Here is a 25,658-nt window from a genome sequence, read left to right as displayed (position 1 = left end):
AATTCAATGAATAAATACCTAGAGCAACTTGTAGCCTTATCACAAGTGGATAAAGAACTTGACGAGTTTGAACCTAAGATCACGCAAGTAAACAAAACTTTAAAAGATACTCATCTTAAAATAGCTAAATTTGATGAAGACTGCTTAAAACTTGATGAAGAGATTAAAACTATAAAACTTGAACAAAATCAAAATAATCTCCACATAACAGAGTTTTCAGAACGTCTTAAAGACATCAGCAAAAAATCAGCCAGCATTAAAACTGAAAAAGAACTCAATGCTTTAAAAATCGAAGAAGATATAGTCAAAGAGCAACTAGATGCTGCAAATGATGATATAATCAAACTTGATAAAATTTTAGAGTCTAAAGAAAGTCTTAAACAAGAGCTTCAAGAGCAAAAAGAAAAAGAACAAGCCTTGCTTGTGGATATTAACGCTGAAGTGGCAAGCAAAATGAGAGAGCTTGAAAAAGAACGAAGCCTCATTTATGAAAAGAAAAGCAAACTCACAAGCACAATGAATCAAAAAATTCTTAGCTTTTATGAAAAAATTCGCAAATGGGCAAAAAACTCAGCCGTCGTGCCAGTAAAAAAACAAGCTTGCTATGGTTGCTTTATGAAAATTTATGACAAGACTTATTTAGCTGTGCAAAAAGGCGAAGAAATCGTTACTTGCCCGCATTGTGGTCGTATTTTATACAAAGATGAAAGCCTAGAAAAAACGAAAAAAAATCAAAAAGAACCGGCTGAAAGCTTGAGTTGATTTTATTTTATTATGCTTTGCTTTGTTTGATTTATGCCCTTTGTGCCTTACCTTTGTTGGTGTTAAGTTTTTGTAAAGAAAAATACAAGCAAAGTTTTAAGGCACGATTTTTTTTATATAAAAATCTTCATCAAGATGAAGCCAGTGTGCATTTTCATGCTTGTTCTTTTGGAGAAGTAAAAAGCATTAAAGAACTCGCTATAAATTTTGATTCTCGTATCACAACCATCACTCAAACAGGTTTTAAAGAAGCACAAAGCTTTTGTAAAAAGTTAAATTATCTTGCTTTTGAAATTTTTATCCCCTTTTGGCTTAAGCCTTGTAAGGTTTTAGTGATCTTTGAGGCTGAGCTTTGGCTTATGCTTGTGTGTATTGCAAAACTAAAAGGAGCAAAAATCATACTTATAAATGCAAGAATTTCAGAACCTTCTTTTGCAAAATATCAAAAATTTGCTTTTTTTTATAAAAAGATTTTTTCATACATCGATGAGGTTTTTGCACAAAGTAAGGCTGATAAAACAAGACTTGAAAGCTTAGGAGCAAAAAATGTGCATGAGTTTTTTAATATCAAAGTTGCTTTAAAACCACAGCTAAACAAACACTATGAAAAACAAAATAATAAAAAACTTATTTTATTTGCCAGCACACACGAAGGTGAAGAAGAACTTTTGCTTCAAAATTTCAAGCTCGAAGAAAATGAAATACTTTGCCTTGCTCCACGTCATCCAGAACGTTTTGATAAAGTTGAAGAACTTTTAAAAGAATATGCTTTAAGGCATAATTTAAGCTTTGCTTGTTTGAGTGAGCTTGAAAGCTCGTGTATGCAAAGCGATATTTTGCTTATCAATACCTTAGGCGAACTTGTCAATTTTTACGCAATTTGTGATATAAGCGTGCTTTGTGGCTCTTTTCTTAAAGGTATTGGCGGACACAATCCCATAGAAATTGCTCATTTTCAAAAAATTCTCATCTCAGGCACACATATACATAATCAAATCCCCCTTTATAAGCATGTTGAAAATGTGTATTTTTGTGAAAATCCTAAGGACTTAAATACGCTCATTCATTCAAAGTTAAGCCCAAGTAAAATCAAAAATGAGCTTAGCCTTGAGCCTATCATCTCAAGCATAAAAGCAAATATAAAAGAAGGTATTTATGCAAGAAAAAGCCTATAAACTCCTTGCCATACAAGAAAAAATTTCAAACAATTACGCCAAAGAGCTTATAGATAGCGGACTTGTTTTTGTAGGAAATAAAAAACTTAGCATTGCAAGAGAGCTTTTACCCTTAAAAAGCAAATTTAAAATTATGCACGTTGCAAAAGCAAAAATCATCTTTGAAGATGATAAGATCATCGCCCTAAACAAACCCTTTGCTTTAGTGAGTGAGAACTTAGAAAAAGAATATAAGGCTAAGCTTTTAAACCGCCTTGATAAAGAAACAAGCGGAGTGATTTTACTTTGTAAAGATGAAGATTTTCGTCAAAAAGCTATACAAGAGTATAAAAAACAAAGGGTAAAAAAAGAGTATATTGCTATACTTGAGGGCATTTTAGCTCAAGAATTAGAAGTTAATGAGCCTATTTTAACTCTTAAAAATAAGCAAGGTGCTTTAAGCAAGATCAGCAAAGATGGGCTTAGTGCCATAAGTATCTTTACCCCTTTAATGGTAAGTGCTAAAAAAACCCTTGCTAGAGTGCAAATTCTTACAGGTAGAACTCATCAAATCAGGCTTCACGCTACTTTTATCAAGCATGGGGTTGTGGGCGATGAAAAATATGCACATTCAAAAGCAGCTCGTATGTATTTACATAGCTATAAAATAGGCATTTTTGACTATGAATTTAAGGCTGATTTAGATAAGAGTTTTCAAGCTTTTGATTTTGATTTAAAAAATTTTGCTTTTTAAAGGCATTTAAAGCATTTTTTTTATACAATAGATATTTTAATTTTAACTGAGGTAGAATTTTGTTTGAGATAATTAGTGATTCTTTTAAAACTGCTGTGAGTAAATTGCGTTTTGTTGATGATGAAAAAGCCTTAAAAAATGCCCTTGAAAGCCTTAAAAAAAGCCTTTTAAAAGCTGATGTGCATCATAAAGTCGTTAAAGAACTTTTGGTTTTAATCGAAAATGACTTAAAAACAAATGGCATAGGACAAAATCAGTTTTTAAAAGCCATTAAAAGCAATCTTGAAAAAATTCTTAGTCTCACTGGCAAAAAACAAGGCTTTGTTTTTGCTCCAAATCCCCCAACTATAGTCTTAATGACAGGTTTGCAAGGTGGTGGCAAAACTACAAGCACAGCAAAACTTGCTCATTATCTTAAACTTCGCAATAAAAAAGTTTTAATCGCAGCATGTGATTTGCAACGTTTAGCCGCTGTTGAACAACTCAAACAGCTTTGTGAGGCAAATGATTTTGATCTTTTTTATATAGAAAATGAAAGCAATGCCTTAAAAGTAGCTCAACAAGCCTTAAAAAAGGCACAAAGTGCAAATTATGATGTCTTACTTGTGGATACGGCTGGACGTTTAGCCATAGATGAAGCCTTAATGAAAGAGCTAAAGGATATTAAAACAGCTTTAAATCCAGATGAAATTTTTTATATAGCTGATGCCATGAGTGGGCAAGATGGGGTTAAAACTGCGATGAGCTTTAATGAGGCTTTAAATTTAAGCGGTGTGATCTTATCTAAGTTTGATGCAGATACTAAGGGTGGGGTTGCTTTGGGTATAGCTCATCAAAGCGGTGTGCCTTTAAGATTTGTTGGTGTTGGTGAAAAGGTGGCTGATTTAGAGCTTTTTATCCCAGATCGTATAGTTGGACGTATCATGGGCGAGGGCGATTTAGCGAGTTTGGCTGAAAAAACAGCGGCTGTGATTGATGAAAAAGAAGCAAAAAAACTCAATCAAAAGATCAAAAAAGGCGAGTTTAATTTTAATGATTTTTTAGAACAGCTTCAAAGTATCAACAAACTTGGCAGTATGAAGTCTTTGATTGGTATGATACCGGGTATGAGTTCTATGGCAAATGCTGTAAAAGACCTTGATCTTGAAAACTCAAGTCAGATGCTTCATATGAAGGCTATGATTAGCTCAATGACACCAAAAGAAAGGCAAAATCCTAGTTTGTTAAATAATGCTAGAAAGCGTAGGATAGCAGCTGGAGCAGGGCTTTCTCAAATGGAAGTAAATCGCTATATCAAGCAGTTTGAAAATGCTGCTAAAATGGCAAAAAAATTCTCAGGCAAAGGCGGTATGCAAAATTTAATGCAGATGATGAATCAAAGTAGAGCTAAATTTTAAATTTTATGTATAAGCATTGTGGTGTTTATACATAAAATTTTAAATTTTTAAGGAGAATAAAAAATGACAGTGATTAGGCTTACAAGAATGGGACGCAAGAAAAGACCATTTTATCGTATAGTAGTAACTGATAGTCGCAAACGTCGTGATGGAAGCTGGATAGAAAGTATAGGATATTATAATCCTATGGTAGAACCAGAAGTGATTAAATTTGATGCTGAACGTTTGATGTATTGGAAAAGCGTTGGTGCAAAGCTTAGCGATAAAGTGGCTACTATCACAAGTAAATAATCATGGTTGAAGATTTTTTAAGAGAATATGCAAAACTCATCGCTGATTATCCAGAAAAGATCAGCACTCAGCGTTTAAATTTAGATGAAAACTTTGCTGAAATCATCATTTATGCGGATAAAGTCGATACAGGTAAGCTTATCGGCAAAAATGGCAAGATGATCAATGCGATTAAAACCGTGATTTCAGCGTGCAAAAGCAAGGATTTGACAAGCTATAAAGTCAGCGTAAAAAGCCTTGATGAATGATCTATGGATAAAGTTCTTGTAGCAAAACTCGGTAGAAGCGTTGGCTTGAAGGGCTTTGTAAAGCTTCATAATTTCAGCGATTTTATGCAGCAGTTTAAAAAAGGGGCAAGCTTTTTAAATAAAAAAAACGAAAAGCTCGTCATTAAAGAATTTGACCCACAAAACCAGCTTGTCCTCTTTGAAGGCTTTGAAAATCTTGAGCTTGCTAAATCCCTCACAAACGAGCTTTTATATCAAAGTCTTACACATACCCGCCAAACTTGCAAACTTGAGAAAGATGAGTATTTTTATTTTGACATTATCGCCTGTATGGTGTTTGAAGAGGATTTAAAGCTTGGCGAAGTTATAGATATACTTGAAACTTCAGCTTCGTATCTTTTTTTAATTAAAACCGATGAAAAGCTTGTCAAGCAAGGCTTTACAAAAGAATTTTATGTGCCTTATGCAGATAAATATATCCAAAAAGTTGAGCTTGAAAACAAAATGATCTTTACTCACAATGCTTTTGAGCTATTAAAAAGTTTATGAAATTTAGTTTTATCACCCTTTTTCCAGAGCTTATACAGCCCTATTTTAAGGACTCTATACTTGCAAGAGCTAAGCAAAAAGAACTTTTGGAGTTTGAGTTTTATAATCCAAGAGATTTTAGCGTCGATAAGCATAAAAAAGTAGATAACTATAAAATTGGTGGTGGGGCAGGGCTTTTGCTTCAAACTCAACCCTTATTCGATTGCCTTTATAGTGTGCAAAAAAAGGACTTTAATGTGCATTTTGTATTTTTAAGTCCGTGTGGAAAAAACTTTACCCAAAAAGACGCCAAACGTTTAGCCGACAAAAAGCACATTTGTTTTGTGTGTGGGCGTTATGAAGGCATTGATGAAAGAGTGAGTGAAGAATTTGCAAATGAAATTTTTAGTATAGGTGATTTTGTGCTTACGGGTGGAGAACTTGGTGCTTTAGTGCTTTGTGATACCATAAGTCGTAATATAAAAGGTGTGCTTGGCAATAGCTTAAGCCTTGATGAAGAAAGCTTTGAAAGTGATTTGCTTGAAGCTCCTTCTTTTAGCAAGCCTTTTATTTTTGAAAAAAATAATAAAAAATTTCTCACTCCTTCAGCCTTTTTAAAGGGAAATCACGCTAAAATCGCAAGCTTAAAAGAAAAATTAGCGTTGTGTAAAACAAGCTTTTTCAATCCAAGCTTATATCAAAAACGCAAGATTAAGGACAAACGATGAAAAATAAATACATACAGCAGTTTGAAGATGCTCAAATCAAAGAAAAAAAAGTCCCAGACTTTCGTGCAGGCGATACGCTCAAGCTTGCTATTCGCATCAAAGAAGGCGATAAGTCAAGAATTCAAAACTTTGAAGGGATTTGTATAGCTCGTAGGGGTAATGGCACAGGTGAAACCTTTATCGTTCGTAAAATGGGTGCAAACAATATCGGTGTTGAAAGAATTTTTCCTATTTATAGTGAAAGTTTAGAGGGCATAAGTGTGCTTAGAAGAGGACGCGTTCGCCGTGCAAGACTCTTTTATCTTAGAGATAGACGCGGTAAAGCTGCTCGTATCAAAGAACTCAAAAAATAATTTTTTAAGGTGGATCTAGATCTCACAGCAAAGAAAGTTTTTTGCTGTGAATTTACTTTTTCTCTTTTTTCTTGCTTTGCTTTTATTTGGATTGTAAAAGCAAGCCATCAAAATACGAGCTTATTGTTTTAAAACTAATCTTACTATATCATTATAAGTAGCAAAGATCATCACACTTAAAAGCAAAGCTAAACCGCCGTAGCTAAGGTATTCAAAGGCTTTTGCTGGAACCTTTCTTCTAAAGATAAGCTCGTAGAGATTAAACACTATATGTCCGCCATCAAGCATGGGTATAGGCAAGAGATTGAGTATGCCAAGATTAACAGAGATAAGAGCTGTGATGAGAAAAAGGCTTACAAGGCTGTGTTGTGAGGCTTTAGAAGTAAAATCAACCATAGTAATCACTCCACCTAAATTCTTAGCATCAAGTTCGCCCACGATAAGTTTAGTTAAGCCTTTTATGATAAGAGTGCTTGCCTGCACACTTTCCTCATACGCATATATAAAAGCATCAAAGCCTTTATAGTAAAAAGTTCTGCTTTCATTGCTCGGTGCTATGCCAATGAGTGGCTTTCGCACAATTTGCAAAAACTCATTATAGCCCTCGCCAAGTTCAGGTCTAAGCGTGATACGAAGTCTTTCATCAGCTCTTTGCACAACTAGGGTTAAGCTCTCATTTTTAATCTCTTTTCTAAGTTCATCAAAGCTTGAAATTTGCACACCATTAACACTAAGTATAGTATCTCCTACCTTCAAGCCAGCTTTTTGAGCGGTTGAGTTTTGGCTTATAAAGCCTATAGTTGGGGCAAGTTTGCTTACTCCTAAATGTGCGATGGTAAGATAAAGTAAAAAGGCTAAGATAAGATTGAAAAATGGACCAGCAAAGAGTATATAAATTTTTTGCAGGGGCTTTAAGACGCTGTAGCTGTCCTTTTCAAACACTTCTTTACACGGCTTTAAATCATCTTGTCCCTTCAATTTAACATAGCCACCAAGTGGTAAGGCACTTAAGCGATATGCTGTGCCTTTAAATTCTTTTTCAAGAAGGGCTTTTCCAAAGCCTATGCTAAAGACTTCAACCTTGACTTTTAAGGATTTTGCAGCCAAAAAATGCCCCAATTCATGAAAAAAGATCAAAAAAGAAATCACAAGCAAGGTTACAAAAAAGCTTGCAGAGTAAAAATACACCCCAAGTATGATAATGGCAAGTAAAAACAATAAAGACTTCATTTATTTATCCTTTGTTTATGCTTAAGATAAATAAGGATATATTCTAAGCCAGAATACAAAGTCAATATCAAAGCAAGATAAAGCAAAGCTTCGCCAAAAATCCATTCCATCATCAAAAAAATCACTGCTATCATTTGAAAAGCAGTTTTAAGTTTGCCAGCAAATGAAGCGCTAATATCTATATTTTCAGCCTGCATAACCACACGAAAACCAGTGATAAAAAACTCACGCACTAAGATAAGATACACCACCCAAGCATTGGCTCTATCAAGAAGTAAAAGCCCTAAAAAAGCAGCAAGCAAAAGCATTTTATCAGCTAAAGGATCAAGTATGGCTCCTAGTTTTGTCTTTTGTCCCCATGCCCTTGCTATGTATCCATCAAAAAAATCAGTAAGAGCAGCTACGCCAAAAATTAAGGTCGCAAAATAATTTATCCAGCTTGAATGAATGTCTTCAAATTTAAAAGTAAGCACAAAAAAAAGTAAAGGTGCAAGCAATATACGAAGTGAAGCAAGGATATTTGGTAAATTCATCAATAAACCTTAAATTTTTGGCTCAATCATAACGAAAAAAACTCAATTAGGAGTTAATAAAAGTCTATTTATCTTATGTTAGAATTTCTATATTTGCTGTAAATTACCATATTTATAGGTTTTTATATAAATAACGAGTATGTTTATTATCTTAATTTTGATGAATTTGTTTTTATTTGTGATCGTTTTGAGATTAATTTTAGCGATACCATTTCAAATAATTTTTGGCTCAATTAAACTTAAGAGGATTTTGTATCAATTTTAACAAAATTTGATACAAATTTTCCTCTTTGATTTTTGTCTTCATTCACACTCTTTAAGGTGCAAAGTATTAAAATGAAAGTTAAAAATTATTCTTCTTTGAGTCCAAAATTTGCCTAATTTATGCTTTCGTGTTTCCAAAAAATTCTCTTTTGATTGATGTAATTTCTGCCCTTTGCAAATTCGTTTTGGCTGTGCTTAACCCTAAAATGAGCTTTTGTATCATAATCAACTTTGCCCTAAAATAACTTTAATAATTAATACACTATCCTTAGGCGTTCGTTGATATTGGCACTATTTTTAAGATTTAGAAACTCCTCTAGCTCCAAAGAGGCATAACCATCAATCAAAATATATTCATTCTTAGTATTCCTTAGAATCTCTAAGACTTCTTTATCGCACTCCACCACGCAATAGGCATCATCGCATTTATAAAGCTTTGATTCTATTATGCACTCTAACTCTCTATCAAGCCTCTTGCCACATTGTAGGCTTAAATTCCTTGCAATATCGCTAGGCGTTACTCCCTCTCGCCCACTAAATAGCTCCAAATGCCCCGATTTATCACATACTAGGCTTGGTTTCTCACACAGGCTATACACGCTAAAGCCTAAATCGCCTTGAAAGTCTCTATGCTCTTTAGCAATCTTTGCTGCTGCCCTCTTTACTCTTTCAATCGTAATATCGCTAATGGTGGGGTTTGCACTCCCTAGCTCATTTTTACAAAAGTCATAGGCTGTTTTACTTTTATCCTCTTTTATAGGCTCATCAAGCTGCACTAAAATAAACTGCCGATTACCTCCATCCTCTGCGTTTAGTTCCATTACCGCTTGTGCGATTGTCCCACTCCCTGCAAAAAAGTCTAGGATAAGTTCTGGATCTGGTGATTCGGCTACTAAGCTGTAACCCCCCCCCCCCGCCACATAATTGCCCTCTTGTGCTGTGTTGTTTGAATATTTCATTGTAATACTTTGTATAAGTTGTTTAAGAAGGAATGTAGGTTTTGGGTCATTAAAAATATCATCATATCCAAATATATTTTCAATTTCTGTATTACCATCTGAAGTCCAAACTCCTGTAATTATAGAATACATTAAAGATTTATTTTCAACATTATAACGACAAATAAGATTGAAATTATCATTATATGCCTTTAGAAAATATGTCCCATTTGCTAAATTTTGTTTAATTTCATTGTATTTTGCTTGTGTAATCATTTTCTCTTGTAAAAATATATCCATTTCTTCAAACATTAAATTTCTATGTTGAATCAACTTATTTGGATATTTTTCATACATTGCTTTAAGCTTAGCATTATTCGTATATTTACCATGAATTTTTCTTAAAAAATCTGTTTCAATATTTGATTTATTTTTTACCTTAAATAATCCTTGCATTAAACTCTTATCTTTTGCATAAATTAAAATATATTCGTGTCCTTCATAAAATAATGTTGCTGATCCTCCACCTGATTTCTTTTGCCACACAAAACAACTCACAAAATTCTCCTCTCCAAAAATCTCATCACAGAGAATTTTTAAATTTGCTTGTTCGTTATCATCAATAGAGATAAAAATCACTCCATCCTCTCTAAGCAAATCCCTTGCAAGCTTGAGGCGTGGAAGCATAAAGGCAAGCCAACCGCTATGGGATTTGCTCCCTGTGATATTGCGAAAAAATCTTAAAGTTTCAGATTCTACCCATTCTCCGTTTTCATCTTCAAGCAACAAGCCCACTTCGCGCAAAATTGCTTGATAGTCTTTTCTAAAATCATCGGGATAGATGAAATTGTCGTTTTTAGTATTATAGGGCGGGTCGATATAAATCATTTTGATTTTTTCACTATATGCGGATTTTAGGAGCTTTAGCACATCAAGATTATCTCCTCTAATAATAGCGTTTCGTGTATGCGTTGCATTGGGGCGATAAAGTGCTTCTGCGTTGTTAGAATCTAGTTTATGAGATTCTTCAGTCGTGCTACGCACTCCTTCAGAATGACAATTTATGCTTTTGTCATACTGAGGCTTTGAAAAAGCCGAAGTATCTCTTTTGTCTTGATGAGATTCTTCAGTCGTGCTACGCACTCCTTCAGAATGACAAGGGAGGGCTTGAGATTCTTCGGGCTTGTCGCCTTCAGTTTGACAATCACCTTTGTAAAGATATTTTGGGTAAAAGACCTCCTCTAGCTTTAGCTCTTTTGTAGTTGGAGTAGAATAAAGGGCATTAGCCAAACCCTTGCCGCTAAAGGTTAGCTCATAGCCTTGCATATCTGCCCTCTCACTTAAGCCCAAAAGCATTGCAATGGCTTTAAGGCTTACCACACCGTCGGCATTAATGGTTTGGGGGAAGTTTGTTTTGAGGTTTTCATAGAGGGGATTTTGCTCTTTTTTAGAATCTATAAGCTTTATGCCTAGCTCTTTTGCCTTGTCTTTGTCTATCATTTGCACTCCTTTAAGAATCTGTTTATCATTTTTATAAGACTTTTTATGTCGCTTTTTGTTGAATCATCTCTTGTTGAATAACCTCTTGCAAGACTTCTAGCAAGTTTTGCTTATTAATGCGGGTATTAAAAAGCACTTTGATATTTTTATCTTGCATACTTTCGTTTAGTTTTTCAAAAAACACTCTGGCATAATCAATCTTTTTTCTCTCTTGCTCTGGAATCTCACTTGCTTTATCATAGCCCTTGCTTTCACAGACAAAAAAGATTTTCTGCCCTTTGTCGTTTTTGAGTAAATAGGCAAAATCGGGTTCATAGTTTTTATAGGGTGTGGGGATACTAAGCTTAGGGAGCTTGGCAAAGATTTCTATTTGGTGATTGAGGATAGAGAGGTTATTTTCTAGGCTTATTTCTTCTTCGATTTTAGAATCACATACGGCTTTATCATAGAGATATTTATCGCTTGGGATACAATCTCGCCCATTGCTTTTGGCGATATATCTGCCTAGTATGTGCTTTTTTATGCTTTGCTTTGGCGTGCCATCTGCTAAATAGAGGATTTGGAATCTCTCGTTGCTAAAGATATTTTGTGAGAAATCATAGCTTACAGATTGGATCAAGTTTTTGTGTAGTTCCTCTTTGATACAATCTTGCAAAGCTTCAAAGGCTGTTTTGGGCGAATTGATAAAGCTTTGTTTGTTAAGTTGCGGGTGGTTATATATCTCTAGCAAGAATTTCAAGGGCAATTCCTCGTTGCTTCGTTTTTGGTTTTTGGCAAACTCGATGAGTAATTGTGGCAAGTTTTTATGCAAAGTGGGCAAATAATCTTTTGTCGCTATGCTTTCTAGCTTTTCTGGAATGATTCTATTGTTTTTGCTATCATAGACCTTTTTCTCATAGAGGATATTTTCTTTTGGGATAGTTTCGGCATTAAAAGATTTTACGATAGATTCTATTAAATTAGCTTGGTTGATGTTTTGATAGATAATTTGTGCTTTGGCGTTGATGCTCTGCCATAGTTCTTTAAATTCTTTGGCAAGGTTTTGCCTGATGTTTATTTCATCGGTCGTTTCATTATCGCCATTTGTTGCATATTCGTGCTTATTTTCTTTGGGCTTAAATGCCTCTAATACCTCTTTATAATGCCCTCCTAAAAGCTCTTTTATGCTCTCTGTTTGCATCGCATCATAGATTGGAGAGATGATTGCATAGACATTCCTATCCTCATCAAACTCTAAACAAGCCAAATCTTCTAGCTTGTCTAAAAACTTATTAATCTGTCGTTCGTTGAGGTTGAAGTGCTGCAAAGATTCTCGATTTAAAATACTGCTACCTAGAGAAAAGCTAGAATCTTCGATTTCTTTTTGTAAGCCCTCAAGAAAGCCTCTTTCCTTGCTGCTTACAATCATATCAAGATAATTGATAGCAAAAAATTCATTGTCGTTATAATCCACAAAAGAATGGGTAATGCGTTTGCCCTCGCTATTGACACAGAGCCTCAAGCCCCTGCCTACTTGCTGATGCCTGCTTGTCTCGCTGCTAGAATTTGCTAATTTGGTGAGCGTAAAGATATTTGGATTATCCCAACCCTCTTGCAACGCCCATACGCTAAAGATAAACCGCAAAGGGGTTTGAAAAGAAAGAATCTTTTCTTTTTCCTCTAAAATCATTTTTATATCGTTTGCTTCGATGTTTTCTTTGTTGCTTTCTTTTTTCTTGGTTAGCTTTAGGCTATCGCCACTAAAATAGCCCTGATGCACGCGTAAAACATTGTCTTTGTCAAAGTCTTGGTCTAAATATTCCCTATACTCTTGGGGGAGATTCTGCCTTAAAACCTCCTCTCGCTTTTGCTTATAGATTCTCTCAAATTCCTTTTTGATAAAAGGCTCTTCGCCCCTAAAGTCCTCAATGCTAGGGATAAAAAACAAGCTTAAAGCTTTAATGCCCTTTTGGAATAGGGCTATTTCTTTTTTGAAATGCAAGTCAATGGCTTTTTGTAACAATAAACTAATCTCACTTTCTTGCAAAACATAGCTTTTTTTGGTTTGGATTATCTCTCCATTGTCTAAATAGACTTTGTCTTTGGTGATTTTTATAAGGCAACTCCCCCGAAATTTAGGGTCTAGCTCTCCCAAGTCTTGGTTTAGGGTTATTCTTTTTTGTTTTTCGATTCCATTGACAAAATAAGAAAAAGTTGCATTTGCCTTATTATCGGCTTTGATGAGATAGGGGCTAGTATTGTCTTGAATGATAGTGTGTGTGCGTATTTGTTTTACAAGATAATGATTAAAGGCATTTATGGAATCAAGGCAATAAACAATATTGCTTAGTGCGTATTCCTTTTCTTTAGGGAAGGTCGCCCCAAAGCGAAAATACAAAGAATCAATCTGTGAAAAATATTTATTAAATGCCTCGCCTTTTAGCAAATGGGGTTCATCGATAATGCTAATTGGCTTTAGATTAGCAATATTTGTAAAGATACTCTCTACATTAAAAAGCCCTTCATTGCTTCTATTTAAAATATTATCCTTTTTGTCAATGGAGCTATTGGTAAGGATTAACACAGAGAGTTCATTAGTATTTTTAATGTAATGATTGATGATGTTGGATTGGCTCTTTGTATCGCTATAAACATAGGCTTTGAGGTGTTTATTGTATTGGGTGTAGAAATAATCTTTAGTGAGTTTGATGTTTTGTTTAACAGATTCTAAAATCGCTTTTCGTGGGACAAAAATAATAAATTTGTTTTGATTGAAATTGCGGTGTAATTCAAAGATGAGGTTTAGATAGGTAAAAGTCTTGCCCGTGCCTGTCTCCATAAGAATATCAAGATTGAGTTTATTGCTTAAATTCTTTAAGGGCATAGTATGTGTGCTGTAGAATCTATCTAAACAAGCTTTAAGATTTTCTGCATTATGTGTGTCAAAGTCAAAGCCTTGTAATACAGAAATAACATTGCCTATACATTCTTGCTGATAAACTTGTCTCTCAAAAATCATCTCTACCCTTTTTTAGCCTAAATGAAGCAATCTCACTTTTTTGCTTTCTTCTTTGAAAACTTTTAATTTTCAAACCCCAATAACAATCTTTCAGTCTATTATTAAAATGCTTTTTGCGTTTTATTGTTCTATTCTAATTCCTAACAAGCTTTGATTGCATCTTACTAATTTTTGCCGCAGTTTTACTTTATATACTTTATATTTAATATTATCTACATATTTTAATATAATTTCATCGCCCAATCAAGGCAAAAATACTTTAAAATTTCCCTAAATTTAGTTTCTGAAATTCTTGAAACAACTTCTACTCATTTTTTATCGTGCTAATCATAGCTTAAAGCTCCTTATTTTAACTTTAAGTTTGATTGAGCCAATGTTTTGCAGGCTGAATTTAGAACTTGCATTTGATAATATAAAATACAGCATTATTTTCTTTGTAGAAAATACTTTAAATACAAGCTTTATTCTTTTTTAAAAATCTTTTTAAGGTTAATTTTATAAACCTTTCTTAAACACAAAGCCTGTTTTTTCAAAAGCCATTTTTTCTTCATAAAAGCTATGTGCTTCTTTTCTAAAAAAACTTGAGCTCAGCTCTAGCTCTTTATAGCCTTGAGCTTTTGCCCAACTTTCAAGCTCTTTAAGGCATCTTGCTCCCACGCCCTTGCCTCTTAAGTTCTCATCAACCACAAAATCACAAATATAAAGACAAGCTTCATGATAAAGCACATTAAAAGGCATAACCCCACAAAGTGCTATAAATTCATCATTTTCACCCTGAAATGCAAAAAGTTTATAATATTCAGTTTTAAAAGCAAGTTCAGCTTTATCTAAAAATTCAGCTAAAGTAAGGCTTGGGCGAAGTTGCTTTATCAGTTTAAAGGCTTTTTCTAAGTCATTTTTTCGTCTAAGTTCTTGCATTATATTCTTCCTTAAATTTAAACAAAAAATTCAGGTTTAAGTCGCATCATCAAGCAAAATGCAGCCAAACACGCTTGCTCTCTGATGAAATTTCTATTGCCCTTAAAATCAAGTATTTCTTGTAAAAAAGTGCCATCTTTATACATCGCCCCTATAAACACCCTGCCACTTTTGCAAGTTGGCTCATTAGCCTCGCCAGCTACCCCGCTGATAGCCAGGGCAAAATCACATTGACTTGTTTTAAAAGTGCCTTTAAGCATAAAATACACACAACGCTCACTATACTCACCTCCATTTTCAAGAACACCTTCGCTAATACCGAGCCATTCGTGTTTTAAGCGGTTTGAGTAAGTGATCAAAGAACCTTCAAAAAGAGCAGAAACTCCGTCAATTTGAGCTAAATTTGCGGCACAAAGCCCAGCTGTGCAAGATTCTGCAAAAGAAATTTTAAGATTTTTTTCTTTTAGTGTTTGTGCGAGGTATTTAAGGGGATTGTTGCCAAGCATCATTTTTGCACCAAAAAGGTTTTTGCATGCCATAAAAAAGCTTTCAAGTTTGGCGTGTTCTATGTTGCTTGCTTTGATGAGTATGAGATTTTCTAAAATGCTTGTAGTTTGTATGCTTGTGTCATAGGACTTTGTTAAGGTTTCAAGCAAGAGCCTTGCACTCTGTTCGTCTATATCTTTAAGCATAAAAAAGTCAAATTCATCTTCAAGCTCGTGAAGTATGGCAGGAAGTTTTTGGTGTAGTTCTGTTTTAATGCAATTTACTTTTGATCTTTCAAAAGTGCTGATAAAGCTATTTTGATCAAAGCTTAAAGTTTTTGAAGGCACTAAAATATCATCTTTTAAAACGAGTAAGTCTTCATTTAAAGTGGCTAAAATCTTTGCGACGATAACATAATTTACTTGATTTGAAAAGATAGTGATATAGTTAAATTCTTTGATCCAGCCCTCAAGCAAAAAAGGCAAATCTTTGCTTGCTTTGGTAAGAATTTTAAGCTCATTGAGTTCTTTGAATTTTTTTTCATATTCTTCACAAATATAAGCGATAAAATTTTTATGCAAGTGTAAATCTTCGCCTATAATTAAAAGCAAATGTCTCATTTTTTTCCTTATTTTTTTGAAATTATAGCTAATTTAAAGTCAAATTTAAAGCATTTTTAAGTAAAATTGTAGCTTATATTTAAGTTTTTTAAGGAAAATTATGGATTATAAAGATACTTTGCTTTTGCCAAATACGAGTTTTGCTATGCGTGCAAACCTCCCAGAAAACGAGTCAAAGGCTTTTAAAAGATGGTTTGAAAACAATTATGCGTATGAAAAAATGAAGCAAAAACGAGAAAAAGCAAGTAAAAGTTTTACGCTTCATGATGGTCCTCCTTATGCAAATGGCTACATTCACATAGGACATGCCTTAAATAAAATCCTTAAGGAAACCATCATAAAAACACATTATTTTAACGGCGAAAGGGTGCGTTTTACACCGGGCTGGGATTGTCATGGTTTGCCTATAGAACAGCAAGTTGAGTTGAGTTTAAAAGAAAAAAAACAAAGTGCAAATACTCAAGAAATTCGCACACTATGCCGTGAGCATGCAAGTAAATTTATTGCTTTGCAAAAAGAAGGTTTTAAAGAGCTTGGAGTTATTGCAGACTGGAATAAGCCTTATTTGACTATGGATTTTGCTTTTGAAGCAAATATTTATCGCGCACTTTGCAAGGTGTTTGAAAAAGGACTTTTGCTTGAAAGAAGCAAGCCTGTATTTTGGAGCTGGGCAGCTCAATCAGCTTTGGCTGAAGCTGAGGTAGAGTATGAGGATAAAGAGGATTATTCGCTTTTTGTAGCCTTTAGTCTAGATGAAAAAGCTTGTGAAAAGCTTGGAGTAAAAGAAGCAAAGGCTGTGATTTGGACAACTACGCCTTGGACTTTGGTGGCAAACGTAGCTATAGCTTTAAATCCAGATGAAGAATATGTGCTTACAAGTGAAAACCTAATCTTTGCAAAACCCTTGCTTAAAAGTATGGTAGAAAAGGGCTTTACTAAGGCACAGGTGCAAAAAAACTTTAAAGCTAGCGAGCTTGAATATCTTGAAGCTATCAATCCTTTAAATTCAAGAAAATCCTTACTCATACTAGGCGATCATGTTTTAATGGACGGAGGAACCGGACTTGTGCATACTGCTCCAGGACACGGCGAAGATGATTATCATGTGGGTTTAAAATACAAACTTGAAGTGCTTATGCCTGTTGATGACGCAGGACTTTATGATGAAACTTTAAGAACTAAAAAGCTTTTACCTGAGGATAAACTTGATGAGTTTATCGGACTTCATATCTTTAAGGCAAATGAAAAGATTATCAAATTACTCGACTCAAGCGTCTTATCTTGCTCTAAATTTATACACTCTTATCCATTTTGCTGGAGGACACATAAACCTGTGATTTATAGGGCAACAAAACAATGGTTTATTGTGATGGATGAAAAAAAACTCAATCAAAAAAGCCTAAGAGAGCTTGCCTTAAAAGAGCTTGAAAAAATAAGATTTTATCCACAAAGTGGGATTAAACGCATAGGTTCTATGGTGCAAAATCGCCCTGATTGGTGTATCTCAAGGCAAAGAGCTTGGGGAACACCAATAGCCTTTTTTAGAGACAAAAAAACAAAAGAAGTGCTTTTAGATTTTACTTTATATGAACATATAGCAAAGATTTTCGAGCAAAAAGGAGCTGATGCGTGGTGGAATTTGAGTATAGCTGAACTTTTACCGCCAAACTCAAGCTATGAGGCTAAAGACTTAGAAAAGGTTGAGGATATACTTGATGTATGGTTTGATAGTGGTTCGACCTTTGAAGCTGTGCTTAAAAGTGGGCTTTATGATGCGGGAGGATTTTCAGCAAGTATGTATTTAGAAGGTAGCGATCAGCACAGAGGTTGGTTTCAAAGTTCGCTTTTAATCTCTTCAATCATCAATGAAAAAGCCCCCTATAAAAGCGTTTTAACGCATGGTTTTACTATAGATGAGAAGGGTCAAAAGATGAGTAAGTCTAAGGGCAATGTCATCGATCCAAAAATGGTTGCAAAGACTTATGGGGTAGAGATTTTAAGGCTATGGATTTTCTTAAGTGATTATTCAAGTGATTTGAAAATTTCAGAAAATATACTCAAACAAGTTGCCGAACAATACCGCAAAATCCGCAATACCTTGCGTTTTTTACTAGCCAACACTAATGATCTTGAATTCTTAGAAACACAAAATTTTAGTCTCATTGACAAGTGGATATTAAGCAAAGCAAGCAAGGTTTTTGCAAACACAAAAGCTTTGTTTGATACTTATGAATTTGCTAAAGCTTATGGGCTTTTGATGAATTTTCTCATCGCTGATTTAAGTGGAATTTATCTTGATATTTGCAAAGATAGATTGTATTGTGATGCAAAAAACTCGGCTAAAAGGCAAAGTGCTCAAAGTGCTATGGTTTTGATAGCAAAAGAACTTTTAATCCTACTAGCTCCTACTTTAACTTATAGTGTTGATGAGGCTTTAGAGCATGCAAATGTGCTTATAAAAGGCAGTGCAAAAGATGTGTTTGATCTTTGTTTTAATGGGGGCTTAGAGTATGATTTTAAGATAAGCGATGAACTTTTACTTAGCGCTAGAGCGAAATTTTTAGAACACATTGACAGTCTTAAAAAAGAGAAGATCATCAAATCAACTTTAGAGCTTAGCCTTCAAACTACCGCCAATGAGCTTTTAAGCTATGATATAAGTGAGATTGAGGACTTTTTTATGGTCAGCGAGGTGCGAAGCTTTGATTTAAGTGAGGCTTTGGCTGAATTTAGTGTAGGAGATCATCAATTTAAGATCATTAAAACAAGCAAGCACAAATGCCCAAGATGTTGGAAATTTCACGCTAAAAGCGAAAACGAACCTTGTTCAAGATGTGCTAAGGTCTTAAAGGCGATGAATGCTGAATAATCCGGTGCCATCAAGCCTTGTCATCACAACGATAATTATTGTTTTTGCCCTAGCTGGGCTTTTTTTTGTTTTAATTAAGAAAAAGGATAAAAAATGCTGAGTTTAAAAGAGGCGTTAAAGCTTTCAAAAAATGAGCTTGATGAGCTAAGAAAAGAGCTTAATGAAAGAGCGAAAAAAGAAGCAAAAATAGGTGCTTATGTCGAGCAGTTTTTAGGCAAAGACTTAAGCCAAAGTGGTGAGGGCGTGCCTATAGCGATAAAGGATAATATCAGCGTAAAAGACTGGGAGCTTACTTGTGCAAGCAAGATTTTGCAAGGTTATGTTGCTCCTTATGATGCTACAGTCATAGTAAATTTAAAGAAAAATGGCTTTGCACCATATGGTAGGGCAAATATGGACGAATTTGCTATGGGAAGCACCACAGCAACTTCCTTTTATGGCAAAACCCTAAATCCCCTAAATCCCTCACGCGTTCCGGGCGGCTCAAGTGGAGGCAGTGCAGCTGCAGTTGCAGCAAATTTAGCTCTAGCAAGTTTAGGTTCTGATACAGGCGGCTCTGTGCGTCAGCCAGCTGCTTTTTGTGGGTGTGTGGGCTTTAAGCCAAGTTATGGCAGGGTAAGTAGATATGGGCTTAGTGCATATTCATCAAGCCTTGATCAAATCGGCGTTTTAACTAGAAGCGTTGAGGATGCTGCCATTTTATATGATGCTATAGCAGGGCACGATGAAAAAGATAGCACTAGCCTTGATAAGCCTTTTGAATCAACTATGCCAAATTTAAATCCTAAGGCAAAAGCAAAAATTGCTGTGATACAAAATTATATAGATGAATGCACTCCAGAGGTAAAAACTGCTTTATTAGCAAGCCTTGATAAGCTTAAAAGTGAAGGTTTTGAGCTTGAGTTTCACTCCTTGCAAGATTCTAAATTTGATATAGCAACGTATTATATCATCGCTACAGCTGAAGCAAGTGCGAATTTAAGTCGTTATGATGGGGTGCGTTATGGAAGAAGGGCTGAAAATTTAAACAATCTTAAGGATTTATATCTTAAAAGCAGAAGCGAGGGCTTTGGCGATGAGGTAAAAAGACGCATAATGCTTGGGTGTTTTGTGCTTAGCAGTGGGTATTATGATGCGTATTATATCAAGGCTCAAAAAGCAAGGGCTTTGATCAAACATAAATACGATGAGCTTTTAAAAAGAGCTGATCTTATCTTTATGCCTGTTACTCCTAGTGTAGCTTTTGAGTTTAATAGTAAAAAAAGCCCTATGCAAGTGTATTTAGAAGATATTTTTACTATTTCTGTAAATTTAGCTGGTTTGGCTGGAATTTCTGTGCCTATAGCTAAGGATAAAGACGGGCTTAATATCTCAGCCCAGCTTATCAGCAATGATGAATTAAAGCTTTTAAATTCAGCCCTTAGCCTTGAAAATTTAGTAAAGGAGAACAAATGAAGATCATCAAACGCGCTTTAACTTTTGAAGATGTGCTTTTAGTTCCTCAGTATTCTGAAATTTTACCCAAAGAAGTAAGGGTAGAAACTCGTTTAAGTAAAAATTTAAAACTCAATATCCCTATCATTTCAGCAGCTATGGACACAGTTACAGAACACAGAGCTGCTATTACTATGGCAAGGCTTGGTGGAGTAGGTATAATTCACAAAAATATGGATACAGCAAGTCAAGCAAGAGAAGTTAAACGAGTGAAAAAAAGTGAAAGCGGAGTTATCATCGATCCTATTTTCATCAGCCCAAAAGCAAGCGTAAAAGACGCTCTTGATCTTATGGCAGAGTATAGAATTTCAGGCGTTCCAGTCGTTGATGAAAATAAAGTGCTTATAGGTATTTTAACAAATCGTGATTTGCGTTTTGAAGGTAAGTTTGATAATCGAGTTGAAAGTGTTATGACAAAAACTCCTTTAATCACCGCTTTAAAAGGCTGCACCCTTGATGATGCAGAGAAAATTTTTAGCACCAATAAAGTCGAAAAACTCCCAATCGTCGATGAAGAAGGACGACTTGAAGGCTTAATCACTATCAAAGACCTAAAAAAACGCAAAGAATACCCAAATTCAAACAAAGATAAATTTGGTAGGCTCTTAGTTGGTGCTGCTGTTGGGGTAGGACAGCTTGATAGGGTAGAAGCTCTTGTTGAAGCCGGTGTTGATATCATCGTGCTTGATAGTGCACATGGGCATTCAAAGGGCATTATTGATACAGCAAAGGCTATAAAAAAGACTTTTCCTAAACTTGAACTTATTGCTGGCAATGTCGCTACAGCAAAGGCTACAAAGGCTCTTTGTGAGGCTGGGGTTGATGGGGTTAAAGTTGGCATAGGACCGGGCAGTATTTGCACCACGCGTATAGTTTCAGGTGTGGGCGTGCCTCAAATTTCAGCCATAGAAGAATGTGCTTTAGAGGCGAGTAAATTTGATATTCCGGTGATAGCTGATGGGGGCATTAAGTATTCAGGCGATATAGCAAAGGCTCTTGCAGCAGGAGCAAGCTCTGTGATGATAGGCTCGCTTTTAGCTGGCACTGATGAAAGTCCGGGCGAGCTTTTTACCTTTCAAGGCAGACAGTATAAGACTTACAGAGGTATGGGAAGCTTAGCGGCTATGCAAAAGGGAAGTTCAGATCGTTATTTTCAAGAAGGCACAGCCAGCGAAAAGCTCGTGCCAGAAGGCATAGAAGGACGTGTGCCTTATATAGGTAATATCAAAAGCGTGCTTCATCAGCTTGTAGGTGGTTTAAGATCGGCTATGGGTTATGTTGGAGCAAAGGATATACTTGATTTTCAAGAAAAGGCTGAATTTGTAGAAATCACTTCAGCTGGACTTAAAGAAAGCCATGTGCATGATGTCATCATCACTCAAGAAGCTCCAAATTACAAGGTCAATCAATGAATTTTGAAGAGAATTTAAACGAAGCAAACAAAGCCCTAGAAGAGCTCAATAAAGATGAATTAAGTCTTGATGAGAGTGTAAAAATTTACAAACAAGGCTTAGAATTTATCAAAAACGCAAGAGAGCTTTTAGAAAAAGCTAAGCTTGAAATAAAGGAAATTGATGAGTAAAATAGCTGCCTTACAGCTAGCAACTTTGCCTTTGAGTGAAATGAGACTTGATTATTATCTAAAAGCTTCAAAACAAAGCGGGGCAAATCTTGTCGTGCTTGGTGAATATGTGCTAAACAGCTTTTTTACTGAACTTTTAACCATGCCTAAAAATATGATCAAAGAGCAAAGCCAGGTAAAAAAAGAAAGCCTCGTGTATTTAGCTCAAAAATATGAACTTAGCATCATCGCTCCTTTTATCGAGGTGCAAAGCAGGGCTTATAAAAAAGTGTGCTTAAAAGTAGCTCCAAATGGTGAAATTTCAAGCTATGAGCAGCAAATTCTTATGCCTTATACGCACTGGAATGAAGAGAAATTCTTTAGTAACAAAAGCACGAGATTAAAACTTTTTCATTTTGATTATGAGGGTATAAAATGTGCCTTACTTTTTGGTTTTGAGGCTCATTTTGATGCTTTTTGGGCTTTAATTAGAGCTAAAAAAATCGATCTTGTCATTATGCCAAGTGCTTGCACTTTTAAAAGTCAGCAAAGATGGCTTGAACTGCTTAAAACAAGGGCTTTTTTAAACTCAACAGCTATTTTAAGAGTAAATCGCATAGGGCAACTTAAAAATGATGAAGATTGGCTTTTTTATGGTGATAGTTTATATATAAATGCTTTTGGCGAACTTGAAGACAGACTTAAGGCTGATGAAGAAATGCTTATCATAGAACCTGTAAAGGCTGATGAGGCACGTAAAATTTGGAGCTTTGATAGATTAGCTAAAAAGCATAAGGTTTAAAAAGGTTAAATTTGAATTTAAATGCCGAAATTTTAAATAAAAATATTACAGCACTTATTTCAGGCACAAATGAACCACTTGCTCGCAAGCTTTTAGATTTTTTAAAAAGCAAAAGTTTTACTCGTTTTAGTTTAAGTGAAGACTTTAATATCTATGATAAAAGCAATCAAACTTTTATGTATGAAAATTTAGAAAAAGAACTAGAGCATTTTTATACGCATATACTTGCTTTAAGTCCCAGTTATCCTTTTATCTGTCTTTATGGTATAGCTAATGCCTTTCTTGTGAAAAAACTCGCAGGGCATTATAAACATATCTTTGTTTTTGAAAATGAGCTTGAGCTTTTTGCTTTGGCTTTATCAAGCGTTGATTTAAGCTTGGAACTAGCAAGTGGAAAGGTCTATCTCATCGATAGCTTAGAAGAAAAGATAACAACGCAACTTTTGATTTTATTTGATCAAAAAGATATGTTTGAATACCTACTTTTATACGAACTTTTTATCAACAATGCCTATTATAGTCGTTTTTATGAGCAAGAGTTTAAAAAGATAAATGAATTTATCTTAGAGCACATTCAAATTATCATTCGCAATCTTAATCTTAACTCAGAACTTCCTTTGTTGAATTATCAGAATTTTCTTAGCAATACACCCACAATGCTTCAAAGCGTTCCTTTTCAAAAACTACTTAGTCAAAGAAAGGGTAAATTTAACATAGCCATTGTCGTTTCAGCTGGACCGAGTTTAAATAAGCAACTTGAGCTTTTAGCTCAAATGCAAGAAAAAGCTGTGATTTTTTGTGCAGATGGAGCTTTAAGTATGCTTTTAGAATACAAAATCAAACCAGACTATGTTACAAATTTAGATTATAGCGATTATGCTTTGAAATTTTTTCAATGTGCCTTACCTTCAAAAACAATCAATGCCATTTCTGCTTCTACTCATCCTAAGATGCTTGCAAAACTTGAAAACAAATGCGTGATCTTAAAAACCACTCCTATATATGAGCGTTTTGGTTTGAGTGAATTTGGATATTTAGATGTTGGCACACAGGTTTCTCATTTTTCTTATGTGCTTGCTTTAGAACTTGGTTTTAAAATCATTATTATGTTAGGACAAGATTTAGCTTTTGATGAGGCTGGAAATTCACATGCTAAAGGTTTTGCTTACGGACAAAGCTTTGAAGCCGAAGAAAAATTTAGCAAACTAAAAGTTTTAGCTTATGGTGGCAAGGGCGAGGTGCAAACTCATTATACTTGGTATGATTATAAGATCAAACTTGAGTTTCTTTTTTCTTGTAATATTTCTAAAGTTCAATTTTACAATGCCACAGAAGGTGGAGCAAGGATAGCTTTTACTGAGGAGCTTAGTTTTAAAGAGTGCTGCGAGCGTTTTTTGAGTAAAGAAAAACCAAAATTTGAAATTCCTAAAAGCTTGCCAGAAAACAAAAGTAAAAAGCTTTTGCTTAAATTTAGAGAAAAATTACAAAAGGATCAAAAAACTTGCGAACTTTTCTTAAATGATAGCACGAGTTTATATCAGGCTTTAGAAAATATTTTAAACTCAAACAAAGACTTGCCTCTTGAGTTCTTGCAAAGCGTAAAAGCAAGTATAGAAAAACTTAATTTTAGCTTAGATACTAGTGATTTTTGTCAAGATGGTATGCTTAGGGCTGTATTTTTTCAAAGAGGAAGGCTTATAAGCAAGGTTTTAAATTTAAAAATCCAAGATGAAAAATCATATTTGTTTCATTTTATTTGTGCTTATAAAGAATGGCTTGAGCTTTTTATACAAGCCTTAGATGAAAGAAAAAAAGCTATCGAGGAAGTTTTGTTTGAAAGATAATTATATTAAAAATTTATAATCAATTCTTTGTGTATAACATAGTAAAGTTTTTATTTTTTTGCCCTAAAATTAAGCAAAAAAAGTGTAGAATTAGCTTTTCAAATTGAAGGTTTGTTATGCAAAAAATTCATTTTATCGGTATTGGTGGCATTGGTATTTCTGCTCTTGCTCGTTTTTTAAAAGAAAAAGGCTTTAGTGTTAGCGGGAGTGATTTGCAAAGTTCAAAGATTACTACTGAACTTGAAAATGAAGGTGTTATGATAAGCATTCCTCATCATAAAGACAATGTTTTAGGCAAGGACTTAGTTATTTACTCAGCTGCCATTAAAGAAGAAAATCCAGAGCTTAAAGAAGCTAGAACTAGAGGCATAAAATGCCTTTCGCGTAAAGAAGCCCTGCCTCTTATCTTGCAGGATAAAAAGGTTTTTGCTGTAGCTGGGGCACATGGAAAAAGCACTACTTCAAGTATATTAGCCTCACTTTTAGATGAAAGCTCGGTTATTATAGGAGCGATTTTAAAGGAATTTGGCTCAAATATGATCTATAAAGAAAGCGAAAATATCATCTTTGAAGCTGATGAGTCAGATAGTTCTTTTTTAAACTCAAATCCTTATTTAGCCTTAGTAACTAATGTTGAAGCTGAACATTTAGAGCATTATAATGATGATATTTCTAAGCTTCATTTAGCCTATAAAGACTTTTTAATGAGTGCAAAATTAAGAGTGATTAATGCCGAAGATGAGTTCTTAAGCACACTTAAATGCGAGGCAACAAGGCTTTATCCAAGTAAGGATATAAAAAATATCACGATGACTTTACAAGACTTTAAACCCTATGTAAGTTTTGAGTTTAAGAACTTTGGCGAGTTTAAGGTGCAGGGCATGGGCAAGCATTTAGCTCTTGATGTAAGTTTAGCTATACTAGCTGCACAACCTTTTAAAGAGCTTGAACAAATTAGAGCGAAGTTAAAAAACTATCAAGGCATAAAAAAACGTTTTGATATACTTTTAGCCAATGAAAAATGTGCGATTATTGATGATTACGGACACCATCCAACTGAGATAAAAGCCACTTTAAAAGCAGCTTTTGAATACGCCAAGCTTGCAAAATACTCAAAAATCACAGCCATTTTTCAGCCTCATCGTTATACGCGTCTAGCTTTAAATTTACAAGGTTTTAAAGAAGCTTTTGAAGATATTGATGAGCTTTTAATCTTGCCTGTATATGCAGCTGGAGAAAGCAAGATAGAGCTAAATTTGCAAGCTGTTTTTGATAAGGCACTTTTTATCAATGATATTAAACGTATAGGAAATTCTTTAGTTGATGATAGTGGCAGGGTATTTGATAAGGGGCTTATCATAGGCTTTGGTGCAGGGGATATTAGCCAAAAATTGAGGCTTTGATTAA

Annotated in this window: 22 protein-coding genes and 1 pseudogene; 16 read left to right on the top strand and 7 right to left on the bottom strand. The window is 34.7% G+C overall.

Annotation, left to right across the window (positions count from 1 at the left end; genetic code table 11):
• The first annotated feature begins 6 nt into the window (after nt 1-6).
• The 9 genes from DMB91_RS01195 to rplS all read left to right on the top strand — a co-directional run bounded on the left by DMB91_RS01195 (nt 7) and on the right by rplS (nt 6,194).
• The gene (locus DMB91_RS01195) at nt 7-762 is read left to right on the top strand and encodes a zinc ribbon domain-containing protein (protein WP_034902893.1); all 756 of its coding nucleotides are present in this window, start codon (nt 7-9) and stop codon (nt 760-762) included.
• Entirely contained in the window at nt 759-1,937 is a 1,179-nt protein-coding gene (gene waaA / locus DMB91_RS01190; protein ID WP_034902891.1) for a lipid IV(A) 3-deoxy-D-manno-octulosonic acid transferase, read from the top strand. Before DMB91_RS01195 ends, waaA begins: the two co-directional genes overlap by 4 nt.
• Nucleotides 1,918-2,670: a pseudouridine synthase family protein gene (locus tag DMB91_RS01185; protein WP_034902889.1), complete on the top strand. Its 753-nt coding sequence runs from the start codon at nt 1,918-1,920 to the stop codon at nt 2,668-2,670. The genes waaA and DMB91_RS01185 overlap by 20 nt, the downstream gene beginning before the upstream one ends.
• Before the next feature lie 59 nt (nt 2,671-2,729).
• Complete coding sequence (gene ffh, locus DMB91_RS01180; RefSeq protein WP_034902885.1) at nt 2,730-4,067, top strand: signal recognition particle protein; 1,338 nt, start codon at nt 2,730-2,732, stop codon at nt 4,065-4,067.
• A 63-nt stretch (nt 4,068-4,130) separates the two neighbouring features.
• The gene (rpsP, locus tag DMB91_RS01175; RefSeq protein WP_034902883.1) at nt 4,131-4,358 is read left to right on the top strand and encodes a 30S ribosomal protein S16; all 228 of its coding nucleotides are present in this window, start codon (nt 4,131-4,133) and stop codon (nt 4,356-4,358) included.
• Between the two features lie 2 nt (nt 4,359-4,360).
• A complete protein-coding gene (locus DMB91_RS01170) occupies nt 4,361-4,606 on the top strand; it encodes a KH domain-containing protein (protein WP_034902881.1) in 246 nt (81 codons plus the stop codon).
• Between the two features lie 3 nt (nt 4,607-4,609).
• Nucleotides 4,610-5,134 (top strand): ribosome maturation factor RimM, encoded by a 525-nt coding sequence (rimM, locus tag DMB91_RS01165; protein ID WP_034902879.1) that lies wholly within the window; start codon nt 4,610-4,612, stop codon nt 5,132-5,134.
• Nucleotides 5,131-5,841, top strand: a complete 711-nt coding sequence (trmD, locus tag DMB91_RS01160; protein WP_034902877.1) for a tRNA (guanosine(37)-N1)-methyltransferase TrmD — start codon at nt 5,131-5,133, stop codon at nt 5,839-5,841. Before rimM ends, trmD begins: the two co-directional genes overlap by 4 nt.
• A complete protein-coding gene (gene rplS / locus DMB91_RS01155; RefSeq protein WP_034902874.1) occupies nt 5,838-6,194 on the top strand; it encodes a 50S ribosomal protein L19 in 357 nt (118 codons plus the stop codon). The genes trmD and rplS overlap by 4 nt, the downstream gene beginning before the upstream one ends.
• Nucleotides 6,195-6,314: 120 nt before the next feature.
• Here rplS and rseP read toward each other — a convergent pair whose 3' ends face one another.
• The 7 genes and pseudogenes from rseP to DMB91_RS01125 all read right to left on the bottom strand — a co-directional run bounded on the left by rseP (nt 6,315) and on the right by DMB91_RS01125 (nt 15,681).
• Nucleotides 6,315-7,424: an RIP metalloprotease RseP gene (gene rseP / locus DMB91_RS01150; protein ID WP_034902871.1), complete on the bottom strand. Its 1,110-nt coding sequence runs from the start codon at nt 7,422-7,424 to the stop codon at nt 6,315-6,317.
• Nucleotides 7,421-7,957, bottom strand: coding sequence for a CDP-diacylglycerol--glycerol-3-phosphate 3-phosphatidyltransferase (pgsA, locus tag DMB91_RS01145; protein WP_034902868.1), 537 nt, complete (start codon nt 7,955-7,957; stop codon nt 7,421-7,423). The genes rseP and pgsA overlap by 4 nt, the downstream gene beginning before the upstream one ends.
• Before the next feature lie 229 nt (nt 7,958-8,186).
• A pseudogene (locus tag DMB91_RS09260) lies at nt 8,187-8,457 on the bottom strand (IS1595 family transposase); the annotation flags it as partial.
• 18 nt (nt 8,458-8,475) lie between these two features.
• Entirely contained in the window at nt 8,476-10,659 is a 2,184-nt protein-coding gene (locus tag DMB91_RS09025; protein ID WP_260604858.1) for a site-specific DNA-methyltransferase, read from the bottom strand.
• Nucleotides 10,660-10,702: 43 nt separating this feature from the next.
• A complete protein-coding gene (locus DMB91_RS01135; protein ID WP_034902773.1) occupies nt 10,703-13,657 on the bottom strand; it encodes a DEAD/DEAH box helicase family protein in 2,955 nt (984 codons plus the stop codon).
• 495 nt (nt 13,658-14,152) lie between these two features.
• On the bottom strand, nt 14,153-14,575 hold the full coding sequence (locus DMB91_RS01130) for a GNAT family N-acetyltransferase (protein WP_034902770.1): 423 nt from the start codon (nt 14,573-14,575) through the stop codon (nt 14,153-14,155).
• 17 nt (nt 14,576-14,592) lie between these two features.
• Nucleotides 14,593-15,681: a CinA family protein gene (locus DMB91_RS01125; protein WP_034902767.1), complete on the bottom strand. Its 1,089-nt coding sequence runs from the start codon at nt 15,679-15,681 to the stop codon at nt 14,593-14,595.
• A gap of 100 nt (nt 15,682-15,781) precedes the next feature.
• Here DMB91_RS01125 and ileS point away from each other — a divergent pair, with 100 nt between their 5' ends.
• The 7 genes from ileS to murC all read left to right on the top strand — a co-directional run bounded on the left by ileS (nt 15,782) and on the right by murC (nt 25,654).
• Nucleotides 15,782-18,550, top strand: coding sequence for an isoleucine--tRNA ligase (gene ileS / locus DMB91_RS01120; RefSeq protein WP_034902764.1), 2,769 nt, complete (start codon nt 15,782-15,784; stop codon nt 18,548-18,550).
• A gap of 93 nt (nt 18,551-18,643) precedes the next feature.
• Nucleotides 18,644-20,005 (top strand): Asp-tRNA(Asn)/Glu-tRNA(Gln) amidotransferase subunit GatA, encoded by a 1,362-nt coding sequence (gene gatA, locus DMB91_RS01115; RefSeq protein ID WP_034902761.1) that lies wholly within the window; start codon nt 18,644-18,646, stop codon nt 20,003-20,005.
• Entirely contained in the window at nt 20,002-21,456 is a 1,455-nt protein-coding gene (guaB, locus tag DMB91_RS01110) for an IMP dehydrogenase (protein ID WP_034902759.1), read from the top strand. The genes gatA and guaB overlap by 4 nt, the downstream gene beginning before the upstream one ends.
• Nucleotides 21,453-21,626: an exodeoxyribonuclease VII small subunit gene (xseB, locus tag DMB91_RS01105; protein ID WP_034902756.1), complete on the top strand. Its 174-nt coding sequence runs from the start codon at nt 21,453-21,455 to the stop codon at nt 21,624-21,626. The genes guaB and xseB overlap by 4 nt, the downstream gene beginning before the upstream one ends.
• Complete coding sequence (locus tag DMB91_RS01100) at nt 21,619-22,407, top strand: carbon-nitrogen hydrolase family protein (RefSeq protein WP_034902753.1); 789 nt, start codon at nt 21,619-21,621, stop codon at nt 22,405-22,407. Before xseB ends, DMB91_RS01100 begins: the two co-directional genes overlap by 8 nt.
• An 11-nt stretch (nt 22,408-22,418) precedes the next feature.
• The gene (locus DMB91_RS01095) at nt 22,419-24,251 is read left to right on the top strand and encodes a motility associated factor glycosyltransferase family protein (protein ID WP_231549652.1); all 1,833 of its coding nucleotides are present in this window, start codon (nt 22,419-22,421) and stop codon (nt 24,249-24,251) included.
• Between the two features lie 116 nt (nt 24,252-24,367).
• Nucleotides 24,368-25,654, top strand: coding sequence for a UDP-N-acetylmuramate--L-alanine ligase (gene murC / locus DMB91_RS01090; RefSeq protein ID WP_034902750.1), 1,287 nt, complete (start codon nt 24,368-24,370; stop codon nt 25,652-25,654).
• The last annotated feature ends 4 nt before the right edge of the window (nt 25,655-25,658 follow it).

This window comes from Campylobacter sp. MIT 97-5078 (assembly GCF_006864455.1).
Taxonomy (GTDB): domain Bacteria; phylum Campylobacterota; class Campylobacteria; order Campylobacterales; family Campylobacteraceae; genus Campylobacter_D.
Note: the sequence above shows the minus strand (reverse complement) of the source record. Positions and strands in the feature narration are given on the sequence as shown.